23 protein-coding genes and 2 tRNA genes are annotated in these 25,090 nt (G+C 42.7%); 14 read left to right on the plus strand and 11 right to left on the minus strand.

What is annotated here, in order from left to right:
- Nucleotides 1-121 precede the first annotated feature (121 nt).
- From nusA to tpiA, 6 genes are all read right to left on the minus strand, one after another.
- A complete protein-coding gene (gene nusA / locus FQ083_RS04925; protein ID WP_011512448.1) occupies nt 122-1,606 on the minus strand; it encodes a transcription termination factor NusA in 1,485 nt (494 codons plus the stop codon).
- A 133-nt stretch (nt 1,607-1,739) separates the two neighbouring features.
- Nucleotides 1,740-2,240: a ribosome maturation factor RimP gene (gene rimP / locus FQ083_RS04930; RefSeq protein ID WP_011512447.1), complete on the minus strand. Its 501-nt coding sequence runs from the start codon at nt 2,238-2,240 to the stop codon at nt 1,740-1,742.
- A gap of 458 nt (nt 2,241-2,698) precedes the next feature.
- Nucleotides 2,699-2,775, minus strand: a tRNA-Met gene (locus FQ083_RS04935).
- Nucleotides 2,776-2,899: 124 nt separating this feature from the next.
- Nucleotides 2,900-2,984: transfer RNA gene (locus FQ083_RS04940), tRNA-Leu, on the minus strand.
- A 159-nt stretch (nt 2,985-3,143) separates the two neighbouring features.
- Nucleotides 3,144-3,452 carry a preprotein translocase subunit SecG gene (gene secG / locus FQ083_RS04945; RefSeq protein WP_011512446.1) on the minus strand — a complete coding sequence of 103 codons (309 nt, stop codon included), beginning with the start codon at nt 3,450-3,452 and terminating at the stop codon, nt 3,144-3,146.
- 228 nt (nt 3,453-3,680) lie between these two features.
- Nucleotides 3,681-4,490, minus strand: coding sequence for a triose-phosphate isomerase (tpiA, locus tag FQ083_RS04950; protein WP_149409055.1), 810 nt, complete (start codon nt 4,488-4,490; stop codon nt 3,681-3,683).
- A gap of 397 nt (nt 4,491-4,887) precedes the next feature.
- Between tpiA and pilB the strand changes: the two genes are divergently transcribed.
- From pilB to coaE, 4 genes are all read left to right on the plus strand, one after another.
- On the plus strand, nt 4,888-6,600 hold the full coding sequence (gene pilB / locus FQ083_RS04955) for a type IV-A pilus assembly ATPase PilB (RefSeq protein WP_149409056.1): 1,713 nt from the start codon (nt 4,888-4,890) through the stop codon (nt 6,598-6,600).
- 237 nt (nt 6,601-6,837) lie between these two features.
- Nucleotides 6,838-8,061 (plus strand): type II secretion system F family protein, encoded by a 1,224-nt coding sequence (locus FQ083_RS04960; RefSeq protein WP_149409057.1) that lies wholly within the window; start codon nt 6,838-6,840, stop codon nt 8,059-8,061.
- Between the two features lie 25 nt (nt 8,062-8,086).
- Nucleotides 8,087-8,986 carry a prepilin peptidase gene (locus FQ083_RS04965; RefSeq protein ID WP_149409058.1) on the plus strand — a complete coding sequence of 300 codons (900 nt, stop codon included), beginning with the start codon at nt 8,087-8,089 and terminating at the stop codon, nt 8,984-8,986.
- Between the two features lie 83 nt (nt 8,987-9,069).
- Nucleotides 9,070-9,762: a dephospho-CoA kinase gene (gene coaE / locus FQ083_RS04970; protein ID WP_149409059.1), complete on the plus strand. Its 693-nt coding sequence runs from the start codon at nt 9,070-9,072 to the stop codon at nt 9,760-9,762.
- Here coaE and rlmB read toward each other — a convergent pair.
- The gene (gene rlmB / locus FQ083_RS04975; protein ID WP_133103981.1) at nt 9,725-10,495 is read right to left on the minus strand and encodes a 23S rRNA (guanosine(2251)-2'-O)-methyltransferase RlmB; all 771 of its coding nucleotides are present in this window, start codon (nt 10,493-10,495) and stop codon (nt 9,725-9,727) included. The genes coaE and rlmB overlap by 38 nt on opposite strands.
- Nucleotides 10,496-10,699: 204 nt before the next feature.
- Nucleotides 10,700-11,035: a pyrimidine/purine nucleoside phosphorylase gene (locus FQ083_RS04980; RefSeq protein WP_011512439.1), complete on the minus strand. Its 336-nt coding sequence runs from the start codon at nt 11,033-11,035 to the stop codon at nt 10,700-10,702.
- Between the two features lie 549 nt (nt 11,036-11,584).
- On the opposite strand from FQ083_RS04980, the gene recN reads away from it, so the two are divergent.
- The 7 genes from recN (at nt 11,585) to xerD (ending at nt 17,913) form a co-directional block, all read left to right on the plus strand.
- Entirely contained in the window at nt 11,585-13,264 is a 1,680-nt protein-coding gene (recN, locus tag FQ083_RS04985; RefSeq protein ID WP_149409060.1) for a DNA repair protein RecN, read from the plus strand.
- A gap of 130 nt (nt 13,265-13,394) precedes the next feature.
- Nucleotides 13,395-13,958 (plus strand): YqgE/AlgH family protein, encoded by a 564-nt coding sequence (locus tag FQ083_RS04990; protein ID WP_149409061.1) that lies wholly within the window; start codon nt 13,395-13,397, stop codon nt 13,956-13,958.
- Between the two features lie 50 nt (nt 13,959-14,008).
- The gene (ruvX, locus tag FQ083_RS04995) at nt 14,009-14,530 is read left to right on the plus strand and encodes a Holliday junction resolvase RuvX (protein ID WP_020442455.1); all 522 of its coding nucleotides are present in this window, start codon (nt 14,009-14,011) and stop codon (nt 14,528-14,530) included.
- 221 nt (nt 14,531-14,751) lie between these two features.
- Nucleotides 14,752-15,261, plus strand: a complete 510-nt coding sequence (locus FQ083_RS05000) for a hypothetical protein (protein WP_149409062.1) — start codon at nt 14,752-14,754, stop codon at nt 15,259-15,261.
- A gap of 60 nt (nt 15,262-15,321) precedes the next feature.
- Nucleotides 15,322-15,582 (plus strand): sulfurtransferase TusA, encoded by a 261-nt coding sequence (gene tusA, locus FQ083_RS05005; protein WP_020442453.1) that lies wholly within the window; start codon nt 15,322-15,324, stop codon nt 15,580-15,582.
- A 69-nt stretch (nt 15,583-15,651) separates the two neighbouring features.
- Complete coding sequence (locus FQ083_RS05010; RefSeq protein WP_149409063.1) at nt 15,652-16,866, plus strand: methyltransferase; 1,215 nt, start codon at nt 15,652-15,654, stop codon at nt 16,864-16,866.
- 108 nt (nt 16,867-16,974) lie between these two features.
- Nucleotides 16,975-17,913: a site-specific tyrosine recombinase XerD gene (gene xerD, locus FQ083_RS05015; protein ID WP_011512432.1), complete on the plus strand. Its 939-nt coding sequence runs from the start codon at nt 16,975-16,977 to the stop codon at nt 17,911-17,913.
- A gap of 123 nt (nt 17,914-18,036) precedes the next feature.
- Here the strand turns inward: xerD and FQ083_RS05020 are convergent, their stop codons facing one another.
- Nucleotides 18,037-18,480: a hypothetical protein gene (locus FQ083_RS05020; protein ID WP_011512431.1), complete on the minus strand. Its 444-nt coding sequence runs from the start codon at nt 18,478-18,480 to the stop codon at nt 18,037-18,039.
- Nucleotides 18,481-18,861: 381 nt separating this feature from the next.
- Between FQ083_RS05020 and FQ083_RS05025 the strand changes: the two genes are divergently transcribed.
- Nucleotides 18,862-19,470, plus strand: a complete 609-nt coding sequence (locus tag FQ083_RS05025; protein ID WP_020442451.1) for a class I SAM-dependent methyltransferase — start codon at nt 18,862-18,864, stop codon at nt 19,468-19,470.
- Nucleotides 19,471-19,564: 94 nt separating this feature from the next.
- Here FQ083_RS05025 and lptG read toward each other — a convergent pair whose 3' ends face one another.
- Nucleotides 19,565-20,791: an LPS export ABC transporter permease LptG gene (lptG, locus tag FQ083_RS05030; RefSeq protein ID WP_149409064.1), complete on the minus strand. Its 1,227-nt coding sequence runs from the start codon at nt 20,789-20,791 to the stop codon at nt 19,565-19,567.
- Entirely contained in the window at nt 20,791-22,077 is a 1,287-nt protein-coding gene (locus FQ083_RS05035; RefSeq protein WP_149409065.1) for an LPS export ABC transporter permease LptF, read from the minus strand. Before FQ083_RS05035 ends, lptG begins: the two co-directional genes overlap by 1 nt.
- Nucleotides 22,078-22,540: 463 nt before the next feature.
- Here FQ083_RS05035 and FQ083_RS05040 point away from each other — a divergent pair, with 463 nt between their 5' ends.
- Complete coding sequence (locus tag FQ083_RS05040; protein WP_149409066.1) at nt 22,541-23,146, plus strand: cysteine hydrolase family protein; 606 nt, start codon at nt 22,541-22,543, stop codon at nt 23,144-23,146.
- Nucleotides 23,147-23,397: 251 nt separating this feature from the next.
- Nucleotides 23,398-25,077 carry a leucyl aminopeptidase gene (locus FQ083_RS05045; RefSeq protein WP_149409067.1) on the plus strand — a complete coding sequence of 560 codons (1,680 nt, stop codon included), beginning with the start codon at nt 23,398-23,400 and terminating at the stop codon, nt 25,075-25,077.
- The last annotated feature ends 13 nt before the right edge of the window (nt 25,078-25,090 follow it).

Here is a 25,090-nt window from a genome sequence, read left to right on the forward strand (position 1 = left end):
TATATGTTCAATTCAGTTGTTGGCTACAAATGATTGGGGTAAGGCTGATATAAATTTTGCTCATACCAGCACTTTATTATCGATAGCATATCACCAAAAGACAGCGATATGCAGTTACCGCTTATTCATTGAACCAAGATTCCCGAGCTTTCATGATGAGTTTTCCTGCGGTTTCAGTATCTAAGTCTTCGATATCTTCTAAGTCGAAGACGGCTTGTTCTGCCAAGTCATCCACCGTAATGATGTCTTTTTGAGCCATTTTATAAGCCCAACTGACTGTCATTCCTTCAAGATCTTGTAGTTCCTGACTTGGCTCTTTCATGTTCTGTTGTTTGACCAATTCGTCTGCAATAACGACTTCTTTCGCACGCTCTTGGATCATATCAATCGCTTCATCATCTAATCCTTCAATATCGTAAAAGGTTTCGACAGGTACATAAGCCACTTCTTCAATACTGGTGAAACCAATATCGACAAGCGCTTGTGCTAGGTCTTTATCCACTTCTAGGCGTTCATAGAATAGTTCAATGAATGCTTTAGATTCGTTTGCTTGACGCTGCTGATACTCTTCTTCTAGCATCATATTTAGCTTATAGCCGGTCAGCTCAGAAGCTAAGCGTACGTTTTGACCTTGTGAGCCAATCGCACGTGCTAGCTGATCATTGGTACTAAAGATAATATCAGCCGTTTGCGTATCTTCATCTAGGATGATACTGCTTACGTCTGCAGGCTCTAAAGCGCTGATGATAAATTGGGCAGGATCATCTGACCAAACCACTACATCAATACGCTCGCCATCAAGCTCTTGCTGTACTGCTTGGATACGTGTACCACGCATACCAATACAAGCACCAACCGGATCGATACGATGATCGTTGGTCTTAACCGCTATTTTAGCACGAGTACCCGGTAAGCGCGCGACGTTACGGATTTCGATAATTTGTTCTGCAATCTCAGGCACTTCTTTTTGCATCAATGCCGAGAGCATTTCAGGATGAGTACGTGATAGAAGCAACTGAGCGCCGCGATTTTCACGGTTCACATGATATAAGATGGCATTGATACGCGATTTTGCGCGCAATTGCTCACGTGGCAGCATCTGATCACGTGACAGATAACCCTCAGCATTATCACCTAAGTCAATGATGTAACCATCACGGGTTTGTTTTTTGACTTCGCCATACATCATCTCGCCAACACGTGGCTCAAAAGCATCTGCTACTAAATTACGCTCAGCTTCACGAATCTTTTGGATGATAACTTGTTTGGCTTGAGTGGCAGCAATACGACCAAACTCGATCGACTCAATTTGCTCTTCTTTAATATCACCGATTGACCATTCTTCTTGATCAAGGTCAGTAATCGCAAGCTGACAAGCAGGCATTTCATGGTCTTCATCTGCAACCACTGTCCAATAACGATAAGTATCATAATCGCCTGTTGTACGGTCAATTGAGACCCGCACTTCTACTTCCGGCTGATCGGTATATACTTTTTTCTTAGTCGAGACGACCAAAGCATCTTCGATTGCTTCAAAGATATCTTCAGGATTTAAGCCCTTCTCGTTACTGACAGTTTCTACTACCGTTAAGATTTCACGACTCATACTATGCCTGTCCTATCATTTTTTAATTGACTTAAATTTTATAATTTTTGACTTACTCTATATTTTCACCATCAGTCATCTAAGCTATTAGACTAACTGCGTTTATACACTAAAAGGTCTAATAGCGAATAGATTAAGCATCTTCGTAAATCAAATTGGCTTTATCAATATTGCTTAATGCAATCTCAAACTGCTCACCATCAGTGGCAGTCAGCTTTAAAGAGGTGGCATCGATACTGTTTAAAGTACCAGTTGCTTTACGGCGTTTTTTATCACCTTCACCAATCGCTTGTATCAAACGCAAGCTCACTGTCTGACCGACATAAGCATGCATTTGCTCATCTGAAAAGAACGCACGGTCAAAACCAGGTGAAGAGACTTCTAAAATAAACTCACCGGAAATCGGGTCATGAACTTCAAGAATACCGCTCACTTGGTGATTCACTGCTGCACAGTTTTCAATCGTTACTTGTTTATTTTGAGCTTGCTCTTCTGGCAATGCCTCAATATAAATGCGTAACAAAGAGCGATTACCTTGCGGTGCAAACTCGATACCCCATAGTGCCACATCGCAAGCCGCGACGGCAGGGGCAATGATATTAGTCAATTCTGTAACTTTGGTCGAAAGCTTCATAATCTATTTATATTTTCCTATTCACTTATCTATCTTACTTAATAAATCCTGCTGAAGTTTTTCTTCATCATTATTTAATAAGAACCTATCGTTATTTAAACCACAGTGATTGTCTTATGCTTAAAGCATAAACACAAATGATATCTACCGGGTATTTATATCAGGGTAAGCTTAACAAATATCAAGCTCAGCCGCGCTATGCTTTTATTACTTATAAAGCAGTACTATCGATAAAAGAGTGAGGAATAAAAGATAGTGTGCTTAAGTATCATCGCGCCATGAATGACATGTGATGACAAGCTTCTATAAATGGTATCGCACTCTATAGACATAGAGCTTAGCATAAGTAGGATAGATATCGCGATTACACAGACCGCCAGATACAAAAAAACCCACAAGCATAATGGTGGGCTAATTGTTACTGACAAATTTAGTGTGCAAAACATCAGTATAAAAAGTGGTAGCGGGGGCTGGATTTGAACCAACGACCTTCGGGTTATGAGCCCGACGAGCTACCAGACTGCTCCACCCCGCATCAATCTAGAACGCGTATTATAGGGAGGTTTTATAGTAGTGTCAATCTTTATTTAAAAATAATTTAAATTAAAAATCTTAGCTATTTATGAACAACTCACTTAATACGATACAACTTTAAAACTTGGTGCGATTGGGGGGACTTGAACCCCCACAGCTTGCGCCACCACCCCCTCAAGATGGCGTGTCTACCAATTCCACCACAATCGCATTACTCTAACTGTTCTCTCTATATTCTCAATACCCATTATAGTTGACGCGTAAGGTAAGCATCAAAGGTCTAAGACTTGTAAAAACAGAAAAAGCATTGTAAATGTAACGCTTTCAAATAGCAAGGGCTGCCTACTTAAAAAACTAGAGTAACAGCAGCTACTGAGGATTTTGTGTCAAAGGCCGCGGTGTTTGTGGTGCTGAAACTGGTGCATCTAGACGAAACTGATCTTCTGCCTGCTTACGAGCATGGACCGCAAGGGTCATACTAGTGATAAAAAATATGGCGGTCAACACTGCTGTCGCGCGTGTTAAGAAGTTGGCAGTGCCCGCCGCACCAAATACTGTACCTGATGAGCCGGCACCAAAAGAAGCCCCTGCATCTGCCCCTTTACCATGCTGTATCAAAATCAAGCCAATCATGGCAATCGCCACGATAATATGCAGGGCTAATATAAACGTAAACATGGTGGCCTCTTTTGCCGCGTAATGACGACTGATAACGAAAAACAAATCGTATGGTGTAATAGTGATAAAGATTGGCGGTAAATGTTGCCATATCGATGATATAAATAGGGCGTATTGTACACGATTGCAAGGGCACTGTTAAACCCACTTTTGCCAACTGATAAAGACATTTTGTGAATAACAATTACAATAAAGACTCACGTTTTTATTATATCTATCAAGAATCTACTAGATACTGGCTTGGCTAAAAGCAGTGGCAATCGTCAGAAAGCTGTCAGCTTTCAATGAAGCACCGCCAACTAAAGCGCCATCAATCATAGGATCAGCAGCAAAGCTATTAGCATTATCAGCATTGACACTACCGCCATACAAAACCGTCATATTAGACAATGAGTCGGCAAATCCTGCCAACGTTCGCTTGATATGCTTATGAGTGGCGCTGACTTCTGCTACCGTTGGCACTTTACCTGTACCTATTGCCCATACTGGCTCATAAGCAATAATGAGACGAGTCGGTAATGCCTCAATAAGTTCTGGCTGCTGTGTAATGAATTCTTTGATAACTGCTAACTGATTATCAATGACTTCAAGCGTTTGCTTGGTATCATATTGCGCTTGGCTTTCACCAATGCAAAATACCACGCCTAAATCTTGTGACAACGCATGAATCATTTTTTGCAATAAAGAATCGTTAGATTCTTGATGATACTGACGGCGCTCTGAGTGACCAAGGATTGTCCAAGTCGCTCCAGCATCGACTATCTGCTGCGCTGAACATTCACCTGTATAAGCACCAACACTGGCACTGTGTCCACTAACGTCTTGAGCTGCGCACAGTATTGAGGTGTCTTTTAGGCGACCATTCACTGCTGCTAAATGTATGAAGCTTGGTGCTACCATTATTTGACAACGCGCGGAGTTATCGTGGCTCATTTGCTTGGTTGTACTAATAGCAGCGCATAAGTCGTCCAGTAGTGCGTTTACGTCATGGCTCGTTGCTGGATTCTGCTTCCAATTTCCAATTACCCAAGCTTGCATTCTTCTCTACCTTGTCTTATATATGGCTGCCAATATGGCTAATATGCGCGCAAGTATAACAAATATTTCACAAGTGCTATAGTATAGTGCGCCCCAAATCAAAACTGACCTTTCAACCGTTGCTTTAGTAACTATTGCTGAATAATTATTTTTGATTAGCGAATCGAGCCCTACACTCTATAAAACCTTTGCGCTCACGTAAATCCCTATATGATTTTCTCAATATAGGATAAAGTGCAGACAATCGATTTTTTTATCTCAAAGCCATATTTAAAATAACTATTTTAATAATTAGCTCAACTATCAACGATAAAATGGCAATAAGTAAAACATGGTGAATAGCCTGCTATTTAGGTAAATCTATCGCCTACCAGATATCGAGCAAGGAGAAGTCTTAATGTCTATCACAACCAGTAAATACGGTGGCTTAGCACAGCAGCTGATTAGCGAAGGTATCGTAAGCGAAGCGCATATGAAAGCGGCACAGACTGATTCGCAGCAGCAGCAAGTAGGACTGGTCTCTTATCTGGTAGAGCATAAGCTCGCCAATGCCTATCAATTGGCTCAAATGCTATCGCAAGCATTCGGCGATCCTTTATTTGATCTTGATGCGCTAAGCTCAGAGGTCATCCCAAAAGACTTGGTCGACGAAAAAATCGTCCGTAAGTTTAATGCCTTGCCAATGTTTAAGCGTGGGCAACGCTTATTTGTGGCACTGAGCGATCCGACCCGTATCGATGCGATTGATGCGATTGCCTTTAACTCTCGCTTGTCAATTGAAACCGTTGTAGTCGAAGAAGATAAGCTTAAAAGGCGTATTGAAAGCTTCTATGCTGATAGCATGCAAAATTTTGATAGCTTTTCTAATAGTGATTTGCATATTGGCTTTGATGAGAATCAAGAAGAAGATGACGGTGAGACCAAAATCTCTGATAGCGTCGAGGAAGCACCGGTCGTCAAGTTTGTTAATAAAATGCTAGTAGATGCCATTCGTATGGGTGCGTCCGACTTACATTTTGAGCCCTATGAAAAAAGCTATCGAGTGCGCTTTCGAGTCGACGGTGTGATGCAAAAAATGGCCAACCCGCCCGTACAACTCGCGGGGAAAATTGCTGCGCGTTTAAAAGTAATGTCACAAATGGATATCTCAGAGCGCCGTGTCCCTCAAGATGGACGTATTAAGCTAAAGATATCTAAAAATAAGGCCATCGATTTTCGGGTAAGTTGCCTACCTACCTTGTTTGGCGAAAAACTGGTTTTGCGTATTCTAGATCCCTCATCAGCCATGCTTGGTATTGAAGCGTTGGGCTATGAGCCTGACCAACAAGATATGTTTTTGGAGGCGTTACATAAACCGCAAGGCATGCTCCTAATTACTGGTCCCACTGGTTCTGGTAAAACCGTCTCACTCTATACTGGTATTAACATCCTGAATACTGGTTCGACCAATATCTCGACTGCCGAAGATCCTGTCGAAATTAACCTTGAAGGTATTAATCAGGTCAACGTCAACCCAAAAGTGGGGCTGACTTTCTCCACCGCCCTTAAGTCTTTCTTACGCCAAGATCCTGATATTGTGATGGTTGGTGAGATTCGTGATCTTGAAACTGCTGAGATTGCGATTAAAGCAGCACAGACAGGGCACATGGTACTTTCAACCTTACATACCAATTCAGCGCCTGAAACGTTAACGCGATTACGCAATATGGGTGTCGCTTCTTTTAATATTGCCACTTCCGTGAACTTGGTCATTGCCCAACGATTGGCACGGCGCTTATGTAAAAACTGTAAAAAACCTATCAATATTCCGCGTCAAAGTCTGCTTGAGCTTGGTTTTACAGATACAGATTTGGACAATACAGACAATGTCATCTACGAGCCAGTCGGTTGTAATGAGTGCCGTGAAGGCTACAAAGGACGTGTGGGCATTTATGAGGTGATGAAAGTCACTCCAGATATTTCACGTATTATCATGGAAGATGGTAACGCGATAGACATCAAAGATGCGGCGCTAAAAAACGGTTTTAGAGACTTACGTCGCTCTGGTGTTTTAAAGGTTTTACAAGGTGTCACCAGTATTCAAGAAATGATGCGCGTGACTTCTGAATAGCATATTTGGTTGAAAAGTTTGGTACAGATATTACTCTGAGTAAATTTCATTATGTCCGTAAAGCTTGTTGTTTAATTACTATTAAACAATAATATCCAGTAGGAAAAATAAAACAGATAAACACTGGTTTTTTGCGCTAAAATAAAGTATATCCGCTTAAAACAATGGGTTAACTACGTTTTATAGCAGGCATTATCTATATTGGACTATATCAGACCATTTTTTGAAGGAACGGACATGGCAAAAGCTAAGACCGACATGCTGTTAGACTTTGTATATGATGGCGTCAACCGTCGCGGGCAAAAGGTAAAAGGTGAGACGACCAGTCGTAGCTTAGAGCTTGCCAAAGCCACGTTGCGCAAACAAGGTATTACGGTTAAAGGTATCAAGAAAAAGCCAAAACCCTTATACACCTTTAAAAAGTCTATCAAGCCTATCGATATTGCTATTTTTGCACGTCAATTGGCAACTATGATGAAAGCTGGGGTGCCATTGACTCAATCCTTTGAGATTGTCGCGGACTCTCTAGATAATCCGAGTATGAAAGACTTGGTGTTACAAATTAAAGCCGATATCGAAGCTGGTGGCACTTTTTCATCGGCATTACGTCGCCATCCCCGCTATTTTGACGATCTTTTTTGCTCGCTTGTTGATTCTGGCGAGCAGTCAGGTGCGTTAGAAACTATGCTGGAGCGAGTTGCGACTTATAAAGAGAAAAGCGAGCTGTTAAAAGCTAAAATTAAAAAAGCCATGAAATATCCTATCGCGGTCGTTGTAGTTGCTATTATTGTCACCATTATTTTGCTTGTTAAAGTCGTTCCAGTGTTTGCTGATTTATTTGGCTCTTTTGGTGCAGAATTACCTGCTTTTACCCAAATGGTCGTAGGTATGTCTGAGTGGATGCAAGCATGGTGGTTCATCTTAATTGTATTTATTGGTGGCGCTATTATTGGGTTTTCAGAAGCTAAGAAGCGTTCAAAGAAATTTCGCGATGTCTTAGACCGTGCAGTATTAAAAGCCCCAATATTCGGCAATATCGCTTACCAAGCGGTGATTGCGCGTTTTGCTCGTACGCTGTCTACGACTTTTGCTGCCGGCGTACCGCTTATTGATGCGCTCGATTCTACTGCTGGTGCAGCCAATAATATAGTTTTCTATAACGCTATTCAGCAAATCAAAAATGACGTCTCTACGGGACAACAATTACAGTTCTCAATACGTTCAACTAATTTATTTCCAAGTCTTGCTATTCAAATGGTAGGTATCGGTGAAGAGTCTGGTAGCTTAGAAGAGATGCTCGATAAAGTAGCAGTCTATTATGAAAACGAAGTTGATAACGCTGTTGATGGTTTGACCAGCTTGATGGAGCCGCTTATTATGGCGGTACTTGGCGTATTAGTTGGTGGTTTGGTCATTGCCATGTACTTACCAATCTTCCAGATGGGCTCAGTAGTAGGTTGAAAGCTAATTAAAGGACAGCTAATTCATGCAATTTATACAGTTACTACAAGAAAATATGACAATCGCTTTGGTCGTATTTGGTCTACTAGGGCTGTGCGTCGGTAGCTTCTTAAACGTGGTAATTCATCGCACTCCATTGATGATGGTATCGGCTTGGCGAAAAGAGTGTAGCCAGTTTATGTATGAGCAAGCAGATATGCCGCGTGAGCATACGATGCCAATAGTTAATATTGTTGCCACTGATACACCTATTACCTTAAGTAAACCAGCATCGCGCTGCCCGCACTGTGCCCACAAAATTAAGTGGTATGAAAACATCCCTTTAATCAGCTGGATATTACTACGCGGACGTTGCTCAGATTGCAAAGCTGCTATCGGACTACGCTATCCTGTCGTGGAGCTGGTCACTGCGCTGCTATCTGTATTGGTCATTTATCAGTTCGGCGTCAGCATGGCTGGACTATCAGCATTGGTTTTGGTCTGGACACTGATCGCCTTAACTGGTATCGATTTTGATACACAGTTATTGCCTGACCGCTTAACTTTTCCATTAGCAGGGCTAGGACTGGCTGTAAACTCACAAGGTTGGTTTGTGCCCCCTACTCAGTCGATATGGGGCTTGTTATTGGGATTTTTATCGTTATGGATAGTGGTCAAGATATTTTATTTAATCACCAAAAAGCATGGTATGGGACAAGGTGATTTTAAACTATTGGCAGTACTGGGCGCTTGGCTTGGTCCTCTGATGTTACCATTGATTATCCTTCTGTCGTCTTTACTTGGCTCCATCGTTGGGCTTATCTTGATGAAAAAGCAAGGCGAGAGCAAACCTTTTGCCTTTGGTCCTTATATTGCTATTGCCGGTATTGTGGCGTTGTTATACGGCTCAGATATCGTTAATTGGTATTTAGGCATGTATACTTAAGCAGTAGTCACTTCTCAATCAGTTATCTTAACCTTTCATTGAGTACAGTCATTATCCTTCTATCAGTCAGATAAGTCATCATTATGTCAAAATACGCAGCAGCACCTTCATCTTATTCGCATCAGCCACAAACGCCTGAGCATAAAAGTAAAACATTGGTAGTAGGTTTAACGGGTGGTATCGGCAGTGGCAAATCAGCCGCCAGCGACTGGTTCGCACAGCAGGGAATCGATATTATTGATGCAGATGTCATTGCACATGAAGTGGTGGTCAAAGGCAGCTCAACGTTGCGCAAAATCCAGAGGAAATTTGGAGATTGGGTGCTAAATGCTGATGGCGATATGGACCGCGCCGCTGTACGAACCCATGTTTTTACTTACCCTGATGCTCTAATTGAGCTTGAAGCGATTACCCATCCCGCGATACGCGAAGCTGCAAAAAAGCAATTGGCAGAGAGTACCTCGCCGTATGTGGTGTTGTCAGCGCCGCTATTGATTGAAGCAGCAGAAGCCGGGCTTGCCAATTTATGTCAACGTATTTTGGTGATGGATGCCACAGAAAATACCCAACTTGCACGAGCCAGTCAACGTGATGCGCTAAGTGTGCAAAAAATTGAAGCCATTATGGTCAATCAGCTTAGCCGTGAAGAGCGCAATCGTCATGCGGATGATGTGGTATTAAATGAGAGTGATCTTGCGGCCCTATATGTACAATTAGAGCCGCTCCATCAAGACTATCTTAAGCTTGCCCAGCAGCTAAAGTTCGCTGCCGATTAATCTCATACAAAGCCATACCTGTCGCCACACTGACATTCAAGCTTTGCAAGTTGCCATGCTCGTTGCCTGACATCGGAATATAAACCAGCTCATCGCAGCTTTCTGTTGTCAGGCGACGCATCCCCTCACCTTCTGAACCCATGATAATAGCCGTTTTACCAGTCAGATCTGCAGCATGGATTGGTTTGGCATCGGCATTAAGAGCGGTACCAAACACAAAAACGCCGGCATTTTTAATTTTTGTCAGCGTGCGTGCCAGATTGGTTACGCTAACAATAGGCATCATTTCAGCCGCGCCGACTGATACCTTGGCAACCGTTGGCGTCAAGCTAGCTGCATGATGTTTCGGACAAATGACTGCATCGACACCCATGGCTACTGCTGTACGCAAACAAGCGCCAAAATTATGGGCGTCCGTAATTTGGTCTAGTACCAGTAACAAACAATCATCTCGACCAGCAAGCGTATCTAGCAAACCTTCATCAGCAAAGCCTAAAGGACGGGCGTTCAGCACTACGCCTTGATGTTGCGGGCTACCACACAGCTGAGTAAGTTTGTCTTTTTGCGTTGGTTGAATACTGATGCCATTATCACGTGCTTGCGCCATAATAGACTGTACATGACTGTCAGTCTCGCGCCCTTGCTGTACAAACAAGCTCAATCCATCAAGAGGACGGTATTCGAGCAAGGCATCAATGGCATGAATGCCATAAAAATAGGTAGGTTTTGCCATAGTAGGCCTATTGATTATAAAGTGGGTATTGCACAGTGTTATAAAAAACATGCAATAAAAATAGAGATGTGTAATTGTAGCAATTAATGACCAGCTTCATCTAAATAATGTCAGCAAAAAAAAGAAATAAACCTGATAAGATTTATTTCTTTGGAATCATTGGCTTTTGGCTTCATCAATTATCTAACGACACTTTAAGACGTATTAGCCTTCTAAGTGACAGATATACTGAACGATCTGTTCTGTGCGTAAATTGAAACCACTATTACCTTCAACCACGAATGACTGTCCTGCGCGGTAGTAGCTGAACTCCTCTTCCCCATTTATTTTGACTTCGCACTCACCGCTAGTGATTTCAATACGTTCAGATGTATTGGTACTAAAGTGATAATGCTCGACCAAATTATCACAAGGTAAGATAACACCTAATGTCTTATGACGACCGTCCTCGAACATAATGGTATGGCTTGAGCAACGACCATCATAGGATATCGTGGCTTGAGCATTGACTGTTACATTAGTAAATTGCGCCGCTGTCATAGTGGCTTCCTTATCAAATAATTATTGCCAACTAAAAAACCAAATTGAATGTGTAGATAAGCAAATGCTTAGATAAGCGTTGTTATATCTACCTTTTACCATCGACTCTAAATCATTTTTACTTTGCTGTGCGATGATTATAGAATTGATTTATCTTATAGGTTTAAAAATAACCATTTATTACTGATAGTTACTGACACACAGGTTTGTATCATGTTCTACAAGCTAACTGCTCTGTCGTAGAATGCACGAAAATCTGGTGGTAAGAGTTTATCATTATGTGAGATTATGCTACCACATTATATCTATAAAGTTTGTTACAGCCGCAGAAAAGTTCCGCTTATTATGATGGCTTTAAGTGATGTTATTGATTACCTTTAATATTTGTATTTAAGATTATTTGCCACCATACTATTTGCCAATTGCATTTATCTATGTTGCAGTATGAACTGAACCGATTCATTCCTTTATTTAACCTATTGTAAAGATGACCTCCTCGTATGATATGACATCGTATTTGAGGTTTGTTGTCTGTCATGAGAGGCGTTGATGCTAGTATCATTAACTTTAAATCAGTTTGCGTTAATTGCTCAGCATGAGCTGAGTGTGGCTGAAGGCTTCAATGTCATCACTGGTGAGACGGGTGCTGGCAAATCGCTATTACTCGATGCGCTGTCTTTATGTATAGGCGAGCGCGCAGACAGTGCGATGGTCCGGCATGGCGCGGCGCACGCGGATATCTACGCGCAATTTGATGTAGAAAACAATAGTATTATTGCTGAATGGTTTGCCAAAAATGAGCGGGCGTTAGAAGAGCCAGATGTATTGATTCGCCGCCAGCTTAGCAATACAGGGCGCTCAAAAGCATGGTTAAATGGCACACCTGTCAGTTTGGCTGAGCTTAAGAGTTTAGGTGCATTGCTGGTCAATATTCATAGTCAACATGCTCAGCAGGCGCTACTCAAGCCACAATTTGTAGTGCAATGGCTAGATGAAATGGCACAGATAACTTCTCTTGCTACGCAGACTTCAAGTAGCTATCAAGCTTATCAGCAACTTAAACGCCGCGCTGACGATCTCGCTAGCCGTGAAGCTCAGCGCCAAGATCGTATTCAACTGTTGCAAAGCCAGTTAGCAGATATCGCACCGTTATTGGTCGTTGATTATGCAGAAGTAGAAGCGGAACACGAAGAATTATCTAATATTGAAGCACTAATGATCGAGGCCAGTCATGGTTTGCATTTACTCGATAATGATACCGATGAGCCCGATGTAATGACCTTGCTCGGGCAAGCAATTAAACTATGCGACAATCAAATGAGCGTGAGCCAAACCTTTGAGCAAGCCTCAGAACAGCTACATTTAGCGCAGCAGCAAATCACAGAAGTGACAGGGTTGCTATCAGATTACGCTGAGCAGCAATTGCCTGACCCTGAGCGTTTGCAGTCATTAGACAGTTTAATCAGTTTAGGTCATCGCCTATCACGTAAGCATAACTTGCCAGCGAGCGACTTGATTCATGAAGCAAAAGGCTGGGAAGCGCAATTAGAACAATTAGAAAACGAGCCAAGCAGTGATGCAATGGCGGCACAAATTGAGCAAGCATGGCAAGAGTATGTAGCACTAGCAACTGAGCTAAATAAAAAACGGGCTAAAGCTGCCCCGATTGTCAGCAAACAGCTGATTAAGCAACTACAGCCGCTTGCCCTACCTAATGCACGTTGTGAATTCGTTTTTACCAAAAAGACCGATGTCAGCCAATATAATGGACAAGGCTGTTATGATATCGACTTATTATTCAGCGCCAACGTCGGTATGCCGATGCAGCCGCTACACAAAATCGCTTCAGGCGGTGAGTTATCGCGTATGGCACTAGTGATGCAGGTATTGCAAGCGACCAATGCAGATAATAATGCGGCAAAACCTATGCTAGTCTTTGACGAAGTTGATGTTGGTATCAGTGGCGGTACGGCGCAAGTGGTGGGCGAGCTGTTGCGCGCCCTTGGGCAAACGCAGCAATTACTAGCCATTACCCACCAAGCCCAAGTCGCCGCGCAAGCGCATCAGCATATCTTGGTACAAAAACACCATGACGAGCAAACTGAAAGTGAGCTTGTCATCTTAACCGAGAGCGCGCAAGTCGATGAGCTGGCACGTATGTCTGGTGGCGTTATTATCACCGATGTCACTCGTGACCATGCGCGCAGTTTATTGAGCGATGTTAAATGATCATTGATTGACCACCATAAACACCTTTTTATTGCTAAATCCTTGCTTTAGTTGATTTTTTATTCATTATCGCCATATAGTGGTGTCAGCTCTGTTATTTTACCTTTATTAGTAGGTTGCGTTTGTCTCTATGTCCAAAGCCAATTTGACCCATCATTTTTTAATCGCGGCGCCTGAACTGTCAGACCCACGGTTTGAGCAGGCGCTGATTTATATCTGTCGTCATGATAAACACGGCGCCCTCGGTCTGATGGTCAATCGTCCATTAGAGCAGGCACGCGTGGGAAAACTGCTAGAAGATCTGGATATTGAGGTTACAGACGCACAGGTGATGGAAGATCTGGCATTAGAAGGTGGACCTATGTACCCTGAGGTTGGCTTTGTACTGCATACAGGGCAGCCAGAATGGGCATCGTCTTTTGCGATTTCAGAAAATGTCTGCATCACTACCAGCCAAGATATCCTCAAACGTATTGCAGCCGGTCAAGGCGTTGGTCATTATCAGCTCTGTTTAGGTCATGCCAGCTGGGGTAAAAAACAGCTCGATCGTGAGCTTGCTAACGGCGACTGGCTGGTATGCCCTGCTGATTTAAACTTATTGTTTGATACGCCTTTTGAGGAACGTTGGCAAATAGCCGCCGATAAGATTGGGGTTAATTTTGATTATTTAAGCAGTGACATCGGTCATGCTTAATCTCATATGCTGAACGAATACAGAACTAAAACTAGGAAACATCCCTTATTATGGTAGATAGCACTCTTATAAAAGATAGTACTGATACTAGCGTTGCTGAGCCAGCGATTAAGCCACACCTTATCTTAGCCTTAGATTATGGGGTTAAAAAAATGGGCATGGCACTCGGTAATAGCTTGACAGAAACGGCGCGTGCCTTTGATATTTTAGCGATGAATAATGGGCAACCTGATTGGGATAATCTACTCGGTATTATCAAGGTTTGGGGCGTGGCAAAGGTAGTAGTCGGACTGCCGTTAAATATGGACGGTAGCAGCTCTATGCTGTCAAAACGAGCACATAAATTTGCCCGTCGTCTAGCACATAGAATCATGGAGCAGCATTTACCTGTCATCGTATCTCTATGCGATGAGCGCCTAACATCGGTCGCCGCGCGTGAGATAGCATGGGAAAATGGCTGGATTAAACATGAGCGCGCTCCGATTGATGATATCTCTGCCTGTATTTTAATGTCGACCTACTTTGCTGATCCTCATAGCAGTATCGCCATCGACGCCATCAAAGCAGATTAATTGAGCGTTAGCTTTCTTTTTAATGTCCCATCAATACCTGATATAGTCGGTTCTACATAAAAGAAATACAAATGTTATCAATCACTACTGGGGTTAGTTTTCCTTGCTTGCTGTGCCTACGCAGACAGAGGCTGCGAATAATTAACTCCAGTAGTTCTGTACCCTTTTAAAAGTGAATTAACTGTACCTCCTCAATCCAAACGAATAAATGACTGATTATTATGACCTCTGTCTCAGACCACTCTTTGCACAATAGCTCACGACATGGTTTTGCACCGCTTGCTATTGCGCGTATCAAAGGCGCCCAACGTGTCAACCAAATAGCCGTCTATCTCATTTATGCCGCTATTATCGCTTTTATGGTTTTTGGCACCATTGCTAGTATCAAAGCCTTTCATGACAATCAGCTCCTGTATCAACTATTCTACAACTTACCTTATGCTTTGGTGGCGCTGACCATTCCACTGACGCTATATAATGCCTTTATCATCTATCGCTATCGTCTCAATCAAACCTCGATGGTTATCATGACCATTGGTGTCTCAAGTATTATCCTGATCGGCGGGCTGTTATTTGCCGATACGGCTTGGTTAGGATTGGCATCGTGGCTCGGTGTGGCTTTTTTATTTAAGGTGAGCTTTAAGCGCTTCTTTAATTTCTTAGCCCTAGCCGACTTACCTGAAAATAATAAAATTATTACCCCTACTGATGCAGAAAATACGCCTTTATAAAATCGTTAGTAAACAAGTATTCAGCTACCAAACTTATCTATTAGGTTTATAAAACAAAATATGACGACTTCAATATTAGACACGACTATTCACCATCATCTAGATACCCAAGGACTGATTTGTCCTGAGCCAGTCATGATGCTACATAAGACAATTCGTAAAGCGGATGGCGGCGATGTGATTGAGATATTAGCCACTGATCCTGCCACTACGCGTGACATTCCTAATTTCTGCCGGCACTTGGGACATACCCTTGTCCATCAAGAAACGCTAAACGATGCGCCAACCTATCGTTATTTAGTCAAGAAAAAGAGCGCTTAGCGCAATATATAATGCAGAAATATCTTTGCGTTATAAAAATACATCATTCACATTTGAAAGGTAGGTCGCGTGTTAGCAACAGAAATACAGTACGTGCAATGGCACGAAAATGAAACCTTACGTCAGGCCCGCTGGTTGTCTCAAAGCAATCATGTGCCGCCTGCACGTATTGTTGTGGTCGACGACAAAACAACAGCCGATGAGGCTTATCGCTTGGCTTGTGCTGGAACGTCAATGCTGTGGCGCGGTGATTTTAATAATGCAAGGCAACTACTGCAAGCCATAACTCGACGCATTGACCGTGCGAATGAGCGTTCTGAGCAGCGTAAAATTAATAAAGAAGCTAATAAACCTGCTAAGTCCGCTAAATCTACAGATGAGACTTTGGCACCCTCTAAAGACATCCCTAATCTTTTTCATCAGCAACGCCAAGTCCAATCTCAGCGTTCGCGCCTATTAAGCCGTTTATTATTAGAGCTTGATGCAGGTTATGTCAGCCAGTTACGCCGCGCCCCTGATGTCAGTGCTGCTTGTACCGCTGCTTTTGGTGAGTTGAATGAGTCATGTCTAATTTCATTTCGTGACCTGCAAGGTGCCTTAGGTGCGGCAGGGTGGCGTGTAAAAGGCGTGGCAATCGAAAATTTGGGTCTATCAATTTTCCCGCATTATGGCGTCTTTGCACCGACTCGTCATGAGTATGTACAGCTGTTGCTCGATGCACCGTTGCCAGCAAGTTATGATGTTGCTTTTGATATCGGTACCGGAACCGGTTTGCTTGCTATTATTCTGGCGCAGCGCGGTGTGAAGCAAGTGATTGCGACGGACTTAAATCTGCGTGCATTAGCCTGCGCTAGTGACAACCTTACACGTTTAGATTTACCTGCAGTGCAATTGCAGCAAGCAGACTTGTATCCGAATGATGCGCCATTGGCTAATTTGCTGGTCTGTAATCCACCTTGGTTGCCTGCCAAGCCAACCTCGCCCTTAGAATTCGCCGTCTATGATGCCAATAGCACGATGTTGCGTGGGTTTTTGCAAGGCGCAAAGCAACATTTAGCTAAGCAAGGAGAGGTCTGGTTGATTCTGTCAGATTTGGCAGAACATTTGCAGTTGCGCAGTCGCGATGAATTATTGGGCTGGTTTGCTAATGCTGGTTTAGAAGTAAAATACCGTCTCGATACCCAACCTAAACACGGTCGAAGCCAAGACGATACTGATCCACTATTTGCAGCGCGTAATGCGGAAGTCACCTCGCTATGGTGTTTGGTAGCTGTTAATACTTAAAGGGTAAAAATGACTTTGCCAAATTTTATTAACTGATAGTCAACTTAAATATAAAAAATATTATTTATATCCACTTGTAATTTCTTATACCACTGCCGAGTATGTTTTATGAGCCGCGACCGTGCCGTACAGCAGCGCCAACCAAAAGCGCTGGCCGTAGATGATGAACCGGCTTATATAACCGAATTTCGTCAAGCAATGCTGGCTCGTGGTTTGGCCACGCGTACCCGTAACGCCTATGTGCGTGATTTGCGCTCCTGCGAATTGACCAATCATACGGCATTAACGCGTTGGCAGCCCGAAGATGTGCTGCACTGCCTGTCTATTCTTACTCAAGATGGCAAAACGCCGCGTACGCAAGCGCGCATGCTTTCAAGTTTGCGTCAGTTTTATCTGTGGATGATTGCCAGCAACCTACGTGAAGACAATCCTTGTGAGCGTATTAAAAGCCCAAAACTTGGTCGTCCACTGCCAAAAGATTTGGCAGAAGCTGACGTCGACAATCTCCTTGCCGCGCCCGATAGCAGTACTGCGCTAGGGCTACGTGATAAAGCCATGTTAGAGGTACTTTACGCTTGCGGTTTGCGCGTTAGTGAGTTGGTTAACTTGTCTCTTGAACAAGTGAATCTAAACTCAGGCTGGCTACAAATCACGGGGAAAGGCAATAAAACCCGCTTAGTGCCTTTAGGGGAATATGCAGCAGATGCGCTTGAAGATTATTTGACGCATGGACGTGGTGATTTGATAGCCCATTTAAAAGCAGGAAATTGCCAAGCAGTGTTTTTAACTGCGCAAGGTGGCTATATGACCCGGCAAAACTTTTGGTATCTGCTAAAGAAATACGCCAAAGTTGCCAGTATTGATAAAGACCTATCACCGCATACCTTACGTCATGCTTTTGCTACCCATTTACTCAATCACGGTGCCGATTTACGGAGTGTGCAGTTATTGCTTGGACATAGTGATTTATCGACGACGCAGATATATACCCATGTGGCGACGGCTAGATTGCAAAAACTCCATGCTGAACATCATCCAAGGGGTTAGCTTAATGATCTACGAGATATTATTACCAACATAAAAACCTATGAATTAAAGCAAAAAAACGGCAATATTATAATAATACTGCCGTTTTTTCATACTTAATAGCAACGTAATCTTGCTTATATGCTATAGCGATAATGAGGACAAGCCTGCATATTCTGTGCCTTTTGATAGTACATAACGCTTACTGGTTTCCCCATCCGTTAAGAAGCCGCCAAACGTCTGCGATACAGCGCTAAATAAAATAATACTGACAGCAGACAATGCTTCTTCAGCCAACTCTGTGGTATTTAATAGCTCTTTGGCTTTGGCCACACTAATCACAGCACAGCTTTCATTTTCACTAAGACGAGGCTTGGTCTCTTCATTATAGTTTTTATAACAAAAAGCGATAGACACATATTCATCACAACCAGATAGCTCAGCCAAATAAGCTTTGTCGATAGTTTTTACTGCTTCCACACATTTGACACCCGGCTGTTTTTTGAGAGGCTTAATACGCTTACTATGCACGATATGAATAAATGTTTCTTGCGCTGGATTTATTTTCGTTTTGATTTTAGACTTCATATTTAAGCATCCTTTCTAGTTGAGTAAAGCTTGGTGAATTTAAACTTAGTAAGCTGGTACAGCTCCTAGCATGACCGTAATTCTTCATATCAAGAAGATACTAGAATAAATAGTTGACCAATTAGTTAGCTTTATTAGTATTCCATAGCTTTAATAAGGATGCTATAGCATTTACGATATAAATGCGTAAACGGGTAACTTCAACCTGACATAAATCTGACAATCGTTCCTATCAAATACTCCTCCTTTAGTGCCCATCACAATTTCCACTAATACGTAGCTGCAAATCTTCCCTTTTATCGTTACAATACTCATCATAATGTGCACCCTGTTCGTTTGAGCAATGCACCACCTTTTACTTATCCATAATCCGAGAACTCCATGAGCCATAGACCACCTAGCGATCTATTAGAAAAAGCCAAATACTGGCGCGAAGATATTAATTTTCGCGAAGACGTACTCGGCAAGCCGTTTGATTTTGCGACCACGTGGGGTATTTTTTCACCACAAAAGCTCGATGACGGTAGCTTGATGTTACTTGATTATGTGGATTTTCAGGCGGATGATGACTCGATAGATTTGGGCTGTGGCTACGGCGTTCTGGGTATGGCAGCAGCGCGCGAGTGTCCTAATGGTCAGCATACTTTGATTGATAAAGACTTTATGGCAGTAGAATATGCGCGCCTTAATTGTGAAAAGAATGGTCTAAAAAATGTCGATGTACATTTATCAAATGGCTTTAATCACGTGGCAAAAGACAAAGACTTTAGTCTTGTTATGTCAAACTTACCAGCCAAAGTAGGCAAAGAGCAGCATTACCTTTATTTCCTAGATGCTCATGCGCGTATGCGTAAAGGTGGGCGCTTTTACGTGGTGACGATTAATGGCTTACGTCAATTTATGAAACGCTCATTTACCGAAGTCTTTGGAAATAGCGAAAAGGTAAAGCAGGGCAAGACTTATACGATTACCATGGCAACCAAAGATTAAACGCTAGAATCAGACAAATAAAAAGCACGCTAAATCATAAGGATCTAGCGTGCTTTTTTATGGCTAAACTTTTAGATTTACCTCATTTTGAGAGTTACATCTGCCGTTTCAGTAAATATCCACCCAACAATGCACTGGCAATAATTGGCAGTATCACCATCATTAGTGGCGAAAAGCCCGTTGCTAGTGATACAAAACCGACCAAATCCTGCACATAACTAAAGAGCAAACCAAATAATAATGCCACGACGATACGCAAGCCGAGACTGTGCGTACGCAATGAGCCAAAGACAAACGAGCAGGCGACAATCACTAATGACAAGATAGACAAGGGTGATAATAGCTTTTGCCAAAACGCCAGCTCATGACTTAAAGAGCGAGTGCCTTGCTGACGCATAAATTGACGATGCTCATAAAGTTGCGTAAGAGATAAATCCTCAGCTTGACGCGTGAGCAAATACACAGACTCAGGAGCAAACGGTAAACTCAATGTGTCTGTGGGCGATATGGCTTGGCTACTTTCAAAGCCTTGATTAATCATCAGCTTGGTCATATTGTTCAGCTGCCACTCATAACGATATCGCTCGCTCGGTTTGCTGCTAGCAGTAGCAAGCGCCTCGCGCCCGATATATTTACCACCTTCAGCATGAATGGCGGTTTGCAAGTTGCCGTTATTATCTAAGTGCCAACGCTTTACCTGACCGATATTCCCTTTGACATCAGCATAATCGATATACAAGATATCACTACCATCCGGCTTGGCACTGCCGTCTTTTGTATTCTCAAAGCGTGGTTGCACTGTCCAGTAACCACGTACTGAAGTCACTAGCGAGCTGTTATCCTCACTATTAATCTCATTTGCCAATTGATTGGAATACGGCAACACAAACTGGTTAATGAATAATGCTAATACTACAAAAATCATAGCTGGCTGCAATACCCAACTGACGATTCGATAAACGCTAATACCAGCAGCTCGCATGACGACCAGCTCACTGTTATTGGCCAGCAAGCCCAAACCAACGACCGCACCCAATAATGCCCCTGTTGGGATAAATTGCTCTAAAAAATAAGGTGAGCGATAAAAGATATATCTGATTGCCTCTCCCATCGTATAGCTATCATCTAGCGAATCAAGCTCAGATAAATAAGAGAATACCAGCTGTAATGCCCACAATCCTATGACCGCAGCGATAATCGCCAGCAAGGCATTTAGTTTCACATAGCGGCTAAGCACTTTGAGATTAGTCGGTTTTGGGCTAAGTAGCGATTTAGCATTTGGCGAATTCGGCTTTGATGATTTAGAGAATAGAGCACTCATTAGGATTGTCCTCCTTGTGAGCTACTATTTTGATTGTCGGCAACCGTCAAAAGCTCATTCTCTGGCTTGCGAAAGCGCAATCGGTGCTGCACGCGGCTACCCCAATTCATATACAGTGCCAATGCCATAAACCCTAAGATGAGCCATGCATAGGCCCAAACGCTTACACTGCCTTTACCGACAGCATTTTTGAGCGAGATGATACCGAGCGCGCAGCTGACAAACAGTAAAATAGAGGGAAATAGGCGTAACCAACGACCTTGACGTGGACGAACTTGCGCCAGTGGTACGGCGAGCATCGGCGCAATAATCATCAGCCATGGTAACGATAAACGATAACCAAGCTCGCCTTGGGCCGCACGCATGGCATTATTACTGCCCACTTGCGCATTGCCTGTTGCCGCTTGCCATAACGGACCAATCGCTTGCGTCTCGATATTGTCTTCGGTTATGACTTCTTTCGACGACTCCGTCAAGGTAATACGATAGCGATCAAAACCTACTTGATTGTATTTCAAGCTACCAGCCCCGACTTCATAACGGCGACCTTGGAACAAATCCAATTGGGTCACGCCACTATTGCCTGTATCTACTTGTTCAGCACGTTTGGCAAGCGTAATCGTGTCTTTGCTAATATTATTATTGGCAAGCGCTGTGGGCAATTCCGGAATATTGAGCTGTTCGGTAGTTTTGACATCGATGTTATTTTCAAGATCCATGGCACTATTTTTAGTAGTATTATTTTTAGCCCCACTGCCCTTTTTTTCAGGCTCAGACTGAATCAATATCACATCTTGTAATTGTTTTTTATCATCACTTAAACTGCCCACATACAGATGATAATTGCCACTGCTGATAAATTGATTGGGGCGAATTAAGTCAAAGGCACTGGTTAACGCTTGCTGTTGCCAGACATTCTCAGATGAACGCACGCCCCATGGCTTACCAACGATGGATAATGCTGCCTCACCAACGAACAATGCCAAAATCAATGGCGTCATCAAGCGCCCAAGCCGACCGCGCGACACGCCACTGGCATTAATCACCGCCATTTCTTGGTCAACATACAGGCGCCCAAATACCAGCATTAACGCAATAAAAAACGCTAATGGTAAGATAAGCTCTAAGAAATACGGTAGGTTATAACCAATGATGGTAAACAGCAAACCAATATCTAAATTACCTTCAGCTGCGATACCAAAATAGCGTATCAAACGTCCGCCAAGCATCATCACCACTAAAAACCCCAAGACCAATGCGGTCGTTGAGGCAACTTGTTGGGTCATATAGCGGCGTAATATCACAGTAGGCACTCTTAGCGGTTGTAGAAGTTGGCGTTCGTGCGGTTCATGGCATCTGTATTAATAAGGACAGTTAAGCTTGACCAGAGACGATAGGCATAACCGCTAATGCTAGCATATTTCTAGAAAAAATAGCGTGGAAATGTGTTTGAAAACATTACCTAGCCGTTATCAATAACGCATTTAGTACTCACTCATCAACAGGGTTAAATGGGGACGTAACTGCGCTATTTAAAACCTAATCGCATTATATAAGATATAAGCGCTTTAACTCAGACATCACGATTAAGTCTCTCATGCATGCTTTCTAACTGAATTTGTGTACTGTACGTATCACGTACTGAATACTATCAGCATTAGTTGTTAGTATTTAACGTTAGTTCCCATTCAAAATTATCTAAGATTTAGCATCTACACTTATATCGTCTACTAATTAACGGAGCATAAAATGTCTATTCCCTCTACTTTACTTGGATTAGCTGGTGGTCAATTTAATGAGATTGATTGGTCAAATTGCGCTATCGTCATGATTGATTTTCAGAATGAATATGTTGATGGCGCGATGCCGTTAGGTGATGCCGGTAGTAAAGCTACTGCGAACGCGTGCCTGCTACTCGATAGAGCTAGAAGCGAAGCTATCCCGATATTTCATGTTACTCATCACGGGCAGGATAATGACAAAATTTTCAATCCATTATCATCAAAAGTAGATATTATTAATAGCCTGCAGCCCATTAATGACGAAAAAACCATTGTTAAAATGCACCCTAATGCATTTTATGATACCGAGCTGCAAGCGCTAATAAAATCGGCTGGTAAGCAACAAATTATTTTTGCAGGCTTTATGAGCCATATGTGCGTCAGCTCAAGCGTCAGAGCAGCCTTTGATTTGGGTTTTGAAAATTTCGTGTGTCATGATGCTTGTGCCACGCGCGATCTGCCTAGTGTTGCAGGACAAGTCATAACGGCTAGTACTGTGCATGATAGTGCGATGGCTGCACTTCAAGATAGATTTGCCGCTCTAGTAACGATTGATAAGTTGACTAACAGCTAACGACAGACCCTAGAGTAATGCAAGAAATAGCTCCAGAAACATTACCTAACCCTTGCTAACTGCGTACTGTGTGCCGATATGCTACACTACTATGCTTGCTTGATAGGCGTGCTATTTAAGATAGGTAGCAGTTAGAATAACCTACCGATTCAAATACGTTAGCAGTTAAAATTTGATATCTTTTTAAATTTGACACCTTACTGTATTCACGCTTTTAAAAAAATGCATTCATCTAATAAGGATAACAATATATGAATATTAAATTAACGCAAAGTTTACCGAAAACCCATACACAAAAAATTCTTAAAAAAGAAGCTAAAAGTAAAGACGCCGCTTGCCTTGTCGTCTTAATCGATGATAAGAAAAACATCTTAGCTGAGTCGGTATTGAGTGATTATCAAACCCGTATTGAGCAATTGATTGAAGTATCGCACTTTAATGGCAAAGCTTGTGAGACAGTTGCTGACTATGCGTTGGCTGGCGATAAAAAAACCACTAAAGAAAATCCAGTACAGCTGTTATTGGTCGGTGTGGGTAATATTGATAAATTACGTCATAGCGTTCTAGAAAAAATTGCCAATACCATTTATAAGAGCACGCAAAAGCGTGTTGACTCTATCACTGTTGCGCTGGGCGATAGCTTAGAAGAAAACCATTTTAGTCAATTCGCGCTGAGCCTACTGGCAGCAAGCTATCGTTTTGACAAGTACAAATCTGAGCAGCAAACGCCTGTTTTAACGGATATTTACTTACTGGCAGAGCCATCTTTAGAGGAATCGTTAAACTTTGCACAAGCGGTCTTTACTGGTCAAAGCTTAACCCGTGATGTCGCCAATGAGCCGGGTAATATCTGTTTCCCAGCGTATATGGCTGAGCAAGCACAGGACTTAGCAGCCACTTATCCTGACCTCTTAAAAGTCACCGTATTAGGTGAGAAAGAGATGTCAGCATTAGGTATGAACTGCTTCTTATCGGTCGCGCAAGGCTCGACCAAAGAGGGCAAGCTGGTGTTAATGGAATATCGTGGCAAGTCTAATTTTAGCGTCAATGCTGATGGCGATACTAGTAAAGCCATTACCAACAGCGCAAAAGTAGCGGGTGGTCTAAAAGCGTTAGCTGATAAGTTACCAACCAAAGCTGCTAGCAAAAAAGCCGCTAAAAACGCGAAACAAGATAGTAATGACGATGTGCAAGTTGCAAATGACGACTCGCCTATCGTATTGGTTGGTAAAGGCGTCACCTTCGATTCAGGTGGTATCTCAATCAAACCGGGTGCGGCGATGGATGAGATGAAATTTGATATGGGCGGTTCTGCTGCGGTACTCGGTACCCTAAAAGCATTATGTGAAGCGCGTCTACCTATCAACGTCGTCGGTGCGCTAGCTTGTGCTGAAAATATGCCATCAGGAGAGGCAACGCGCCCTGGCGATATCATCATAGCAATGAACGGTAAGTCAGTTGAGATATTAAATACCGATGCTGAAGGTCGTTTAGTATTGTGCGATACCTTGTGCTATGTACAGAAGTATTATCAACCAAAAGCCATCATCGATGTCGCAACCTTGACTGGTGCTTGTGTGGTTGCGCTAGGTCATGTCCGCTCAGCAGTCTTTAGTAATGACGAAGATGTGTTATTTGACTTAGAAAACGCAAGTCATTTATCAGGTGATCTTATCTGGCACATGCCGATGGATGACGAGTATCAAGCGCAGATTGACTCGCCTATTGCTGATATTCAAAATATCGGTGGTAAAGGTGCTGGTGCTGTTACTGCCGCATGTTTCTTATCGCGCTTTATAGAAGAAGGCCAAGCATGGGCGCATTTAGACATCGCTGGTACGGCATGGATTTCAGGTCAAGACAAAGTTGCGACTGGTCGTCCTGTACCGTTATTTATGCAATATCTGAGAAATAGTGCGAACATGGCATAACTTATTAATGAAA

The sequence above is a fragment of the Psychrobacter sp. ANT_H59 genome (genome assembly GCF_008369225.1).
Lineage (GTDB): Bacteria > Pseudomonadota > Gammaproteobacteria > Pseudomonadales > Moraxellaceae > Psychrobacter > Psychrobacter cryohalolentis.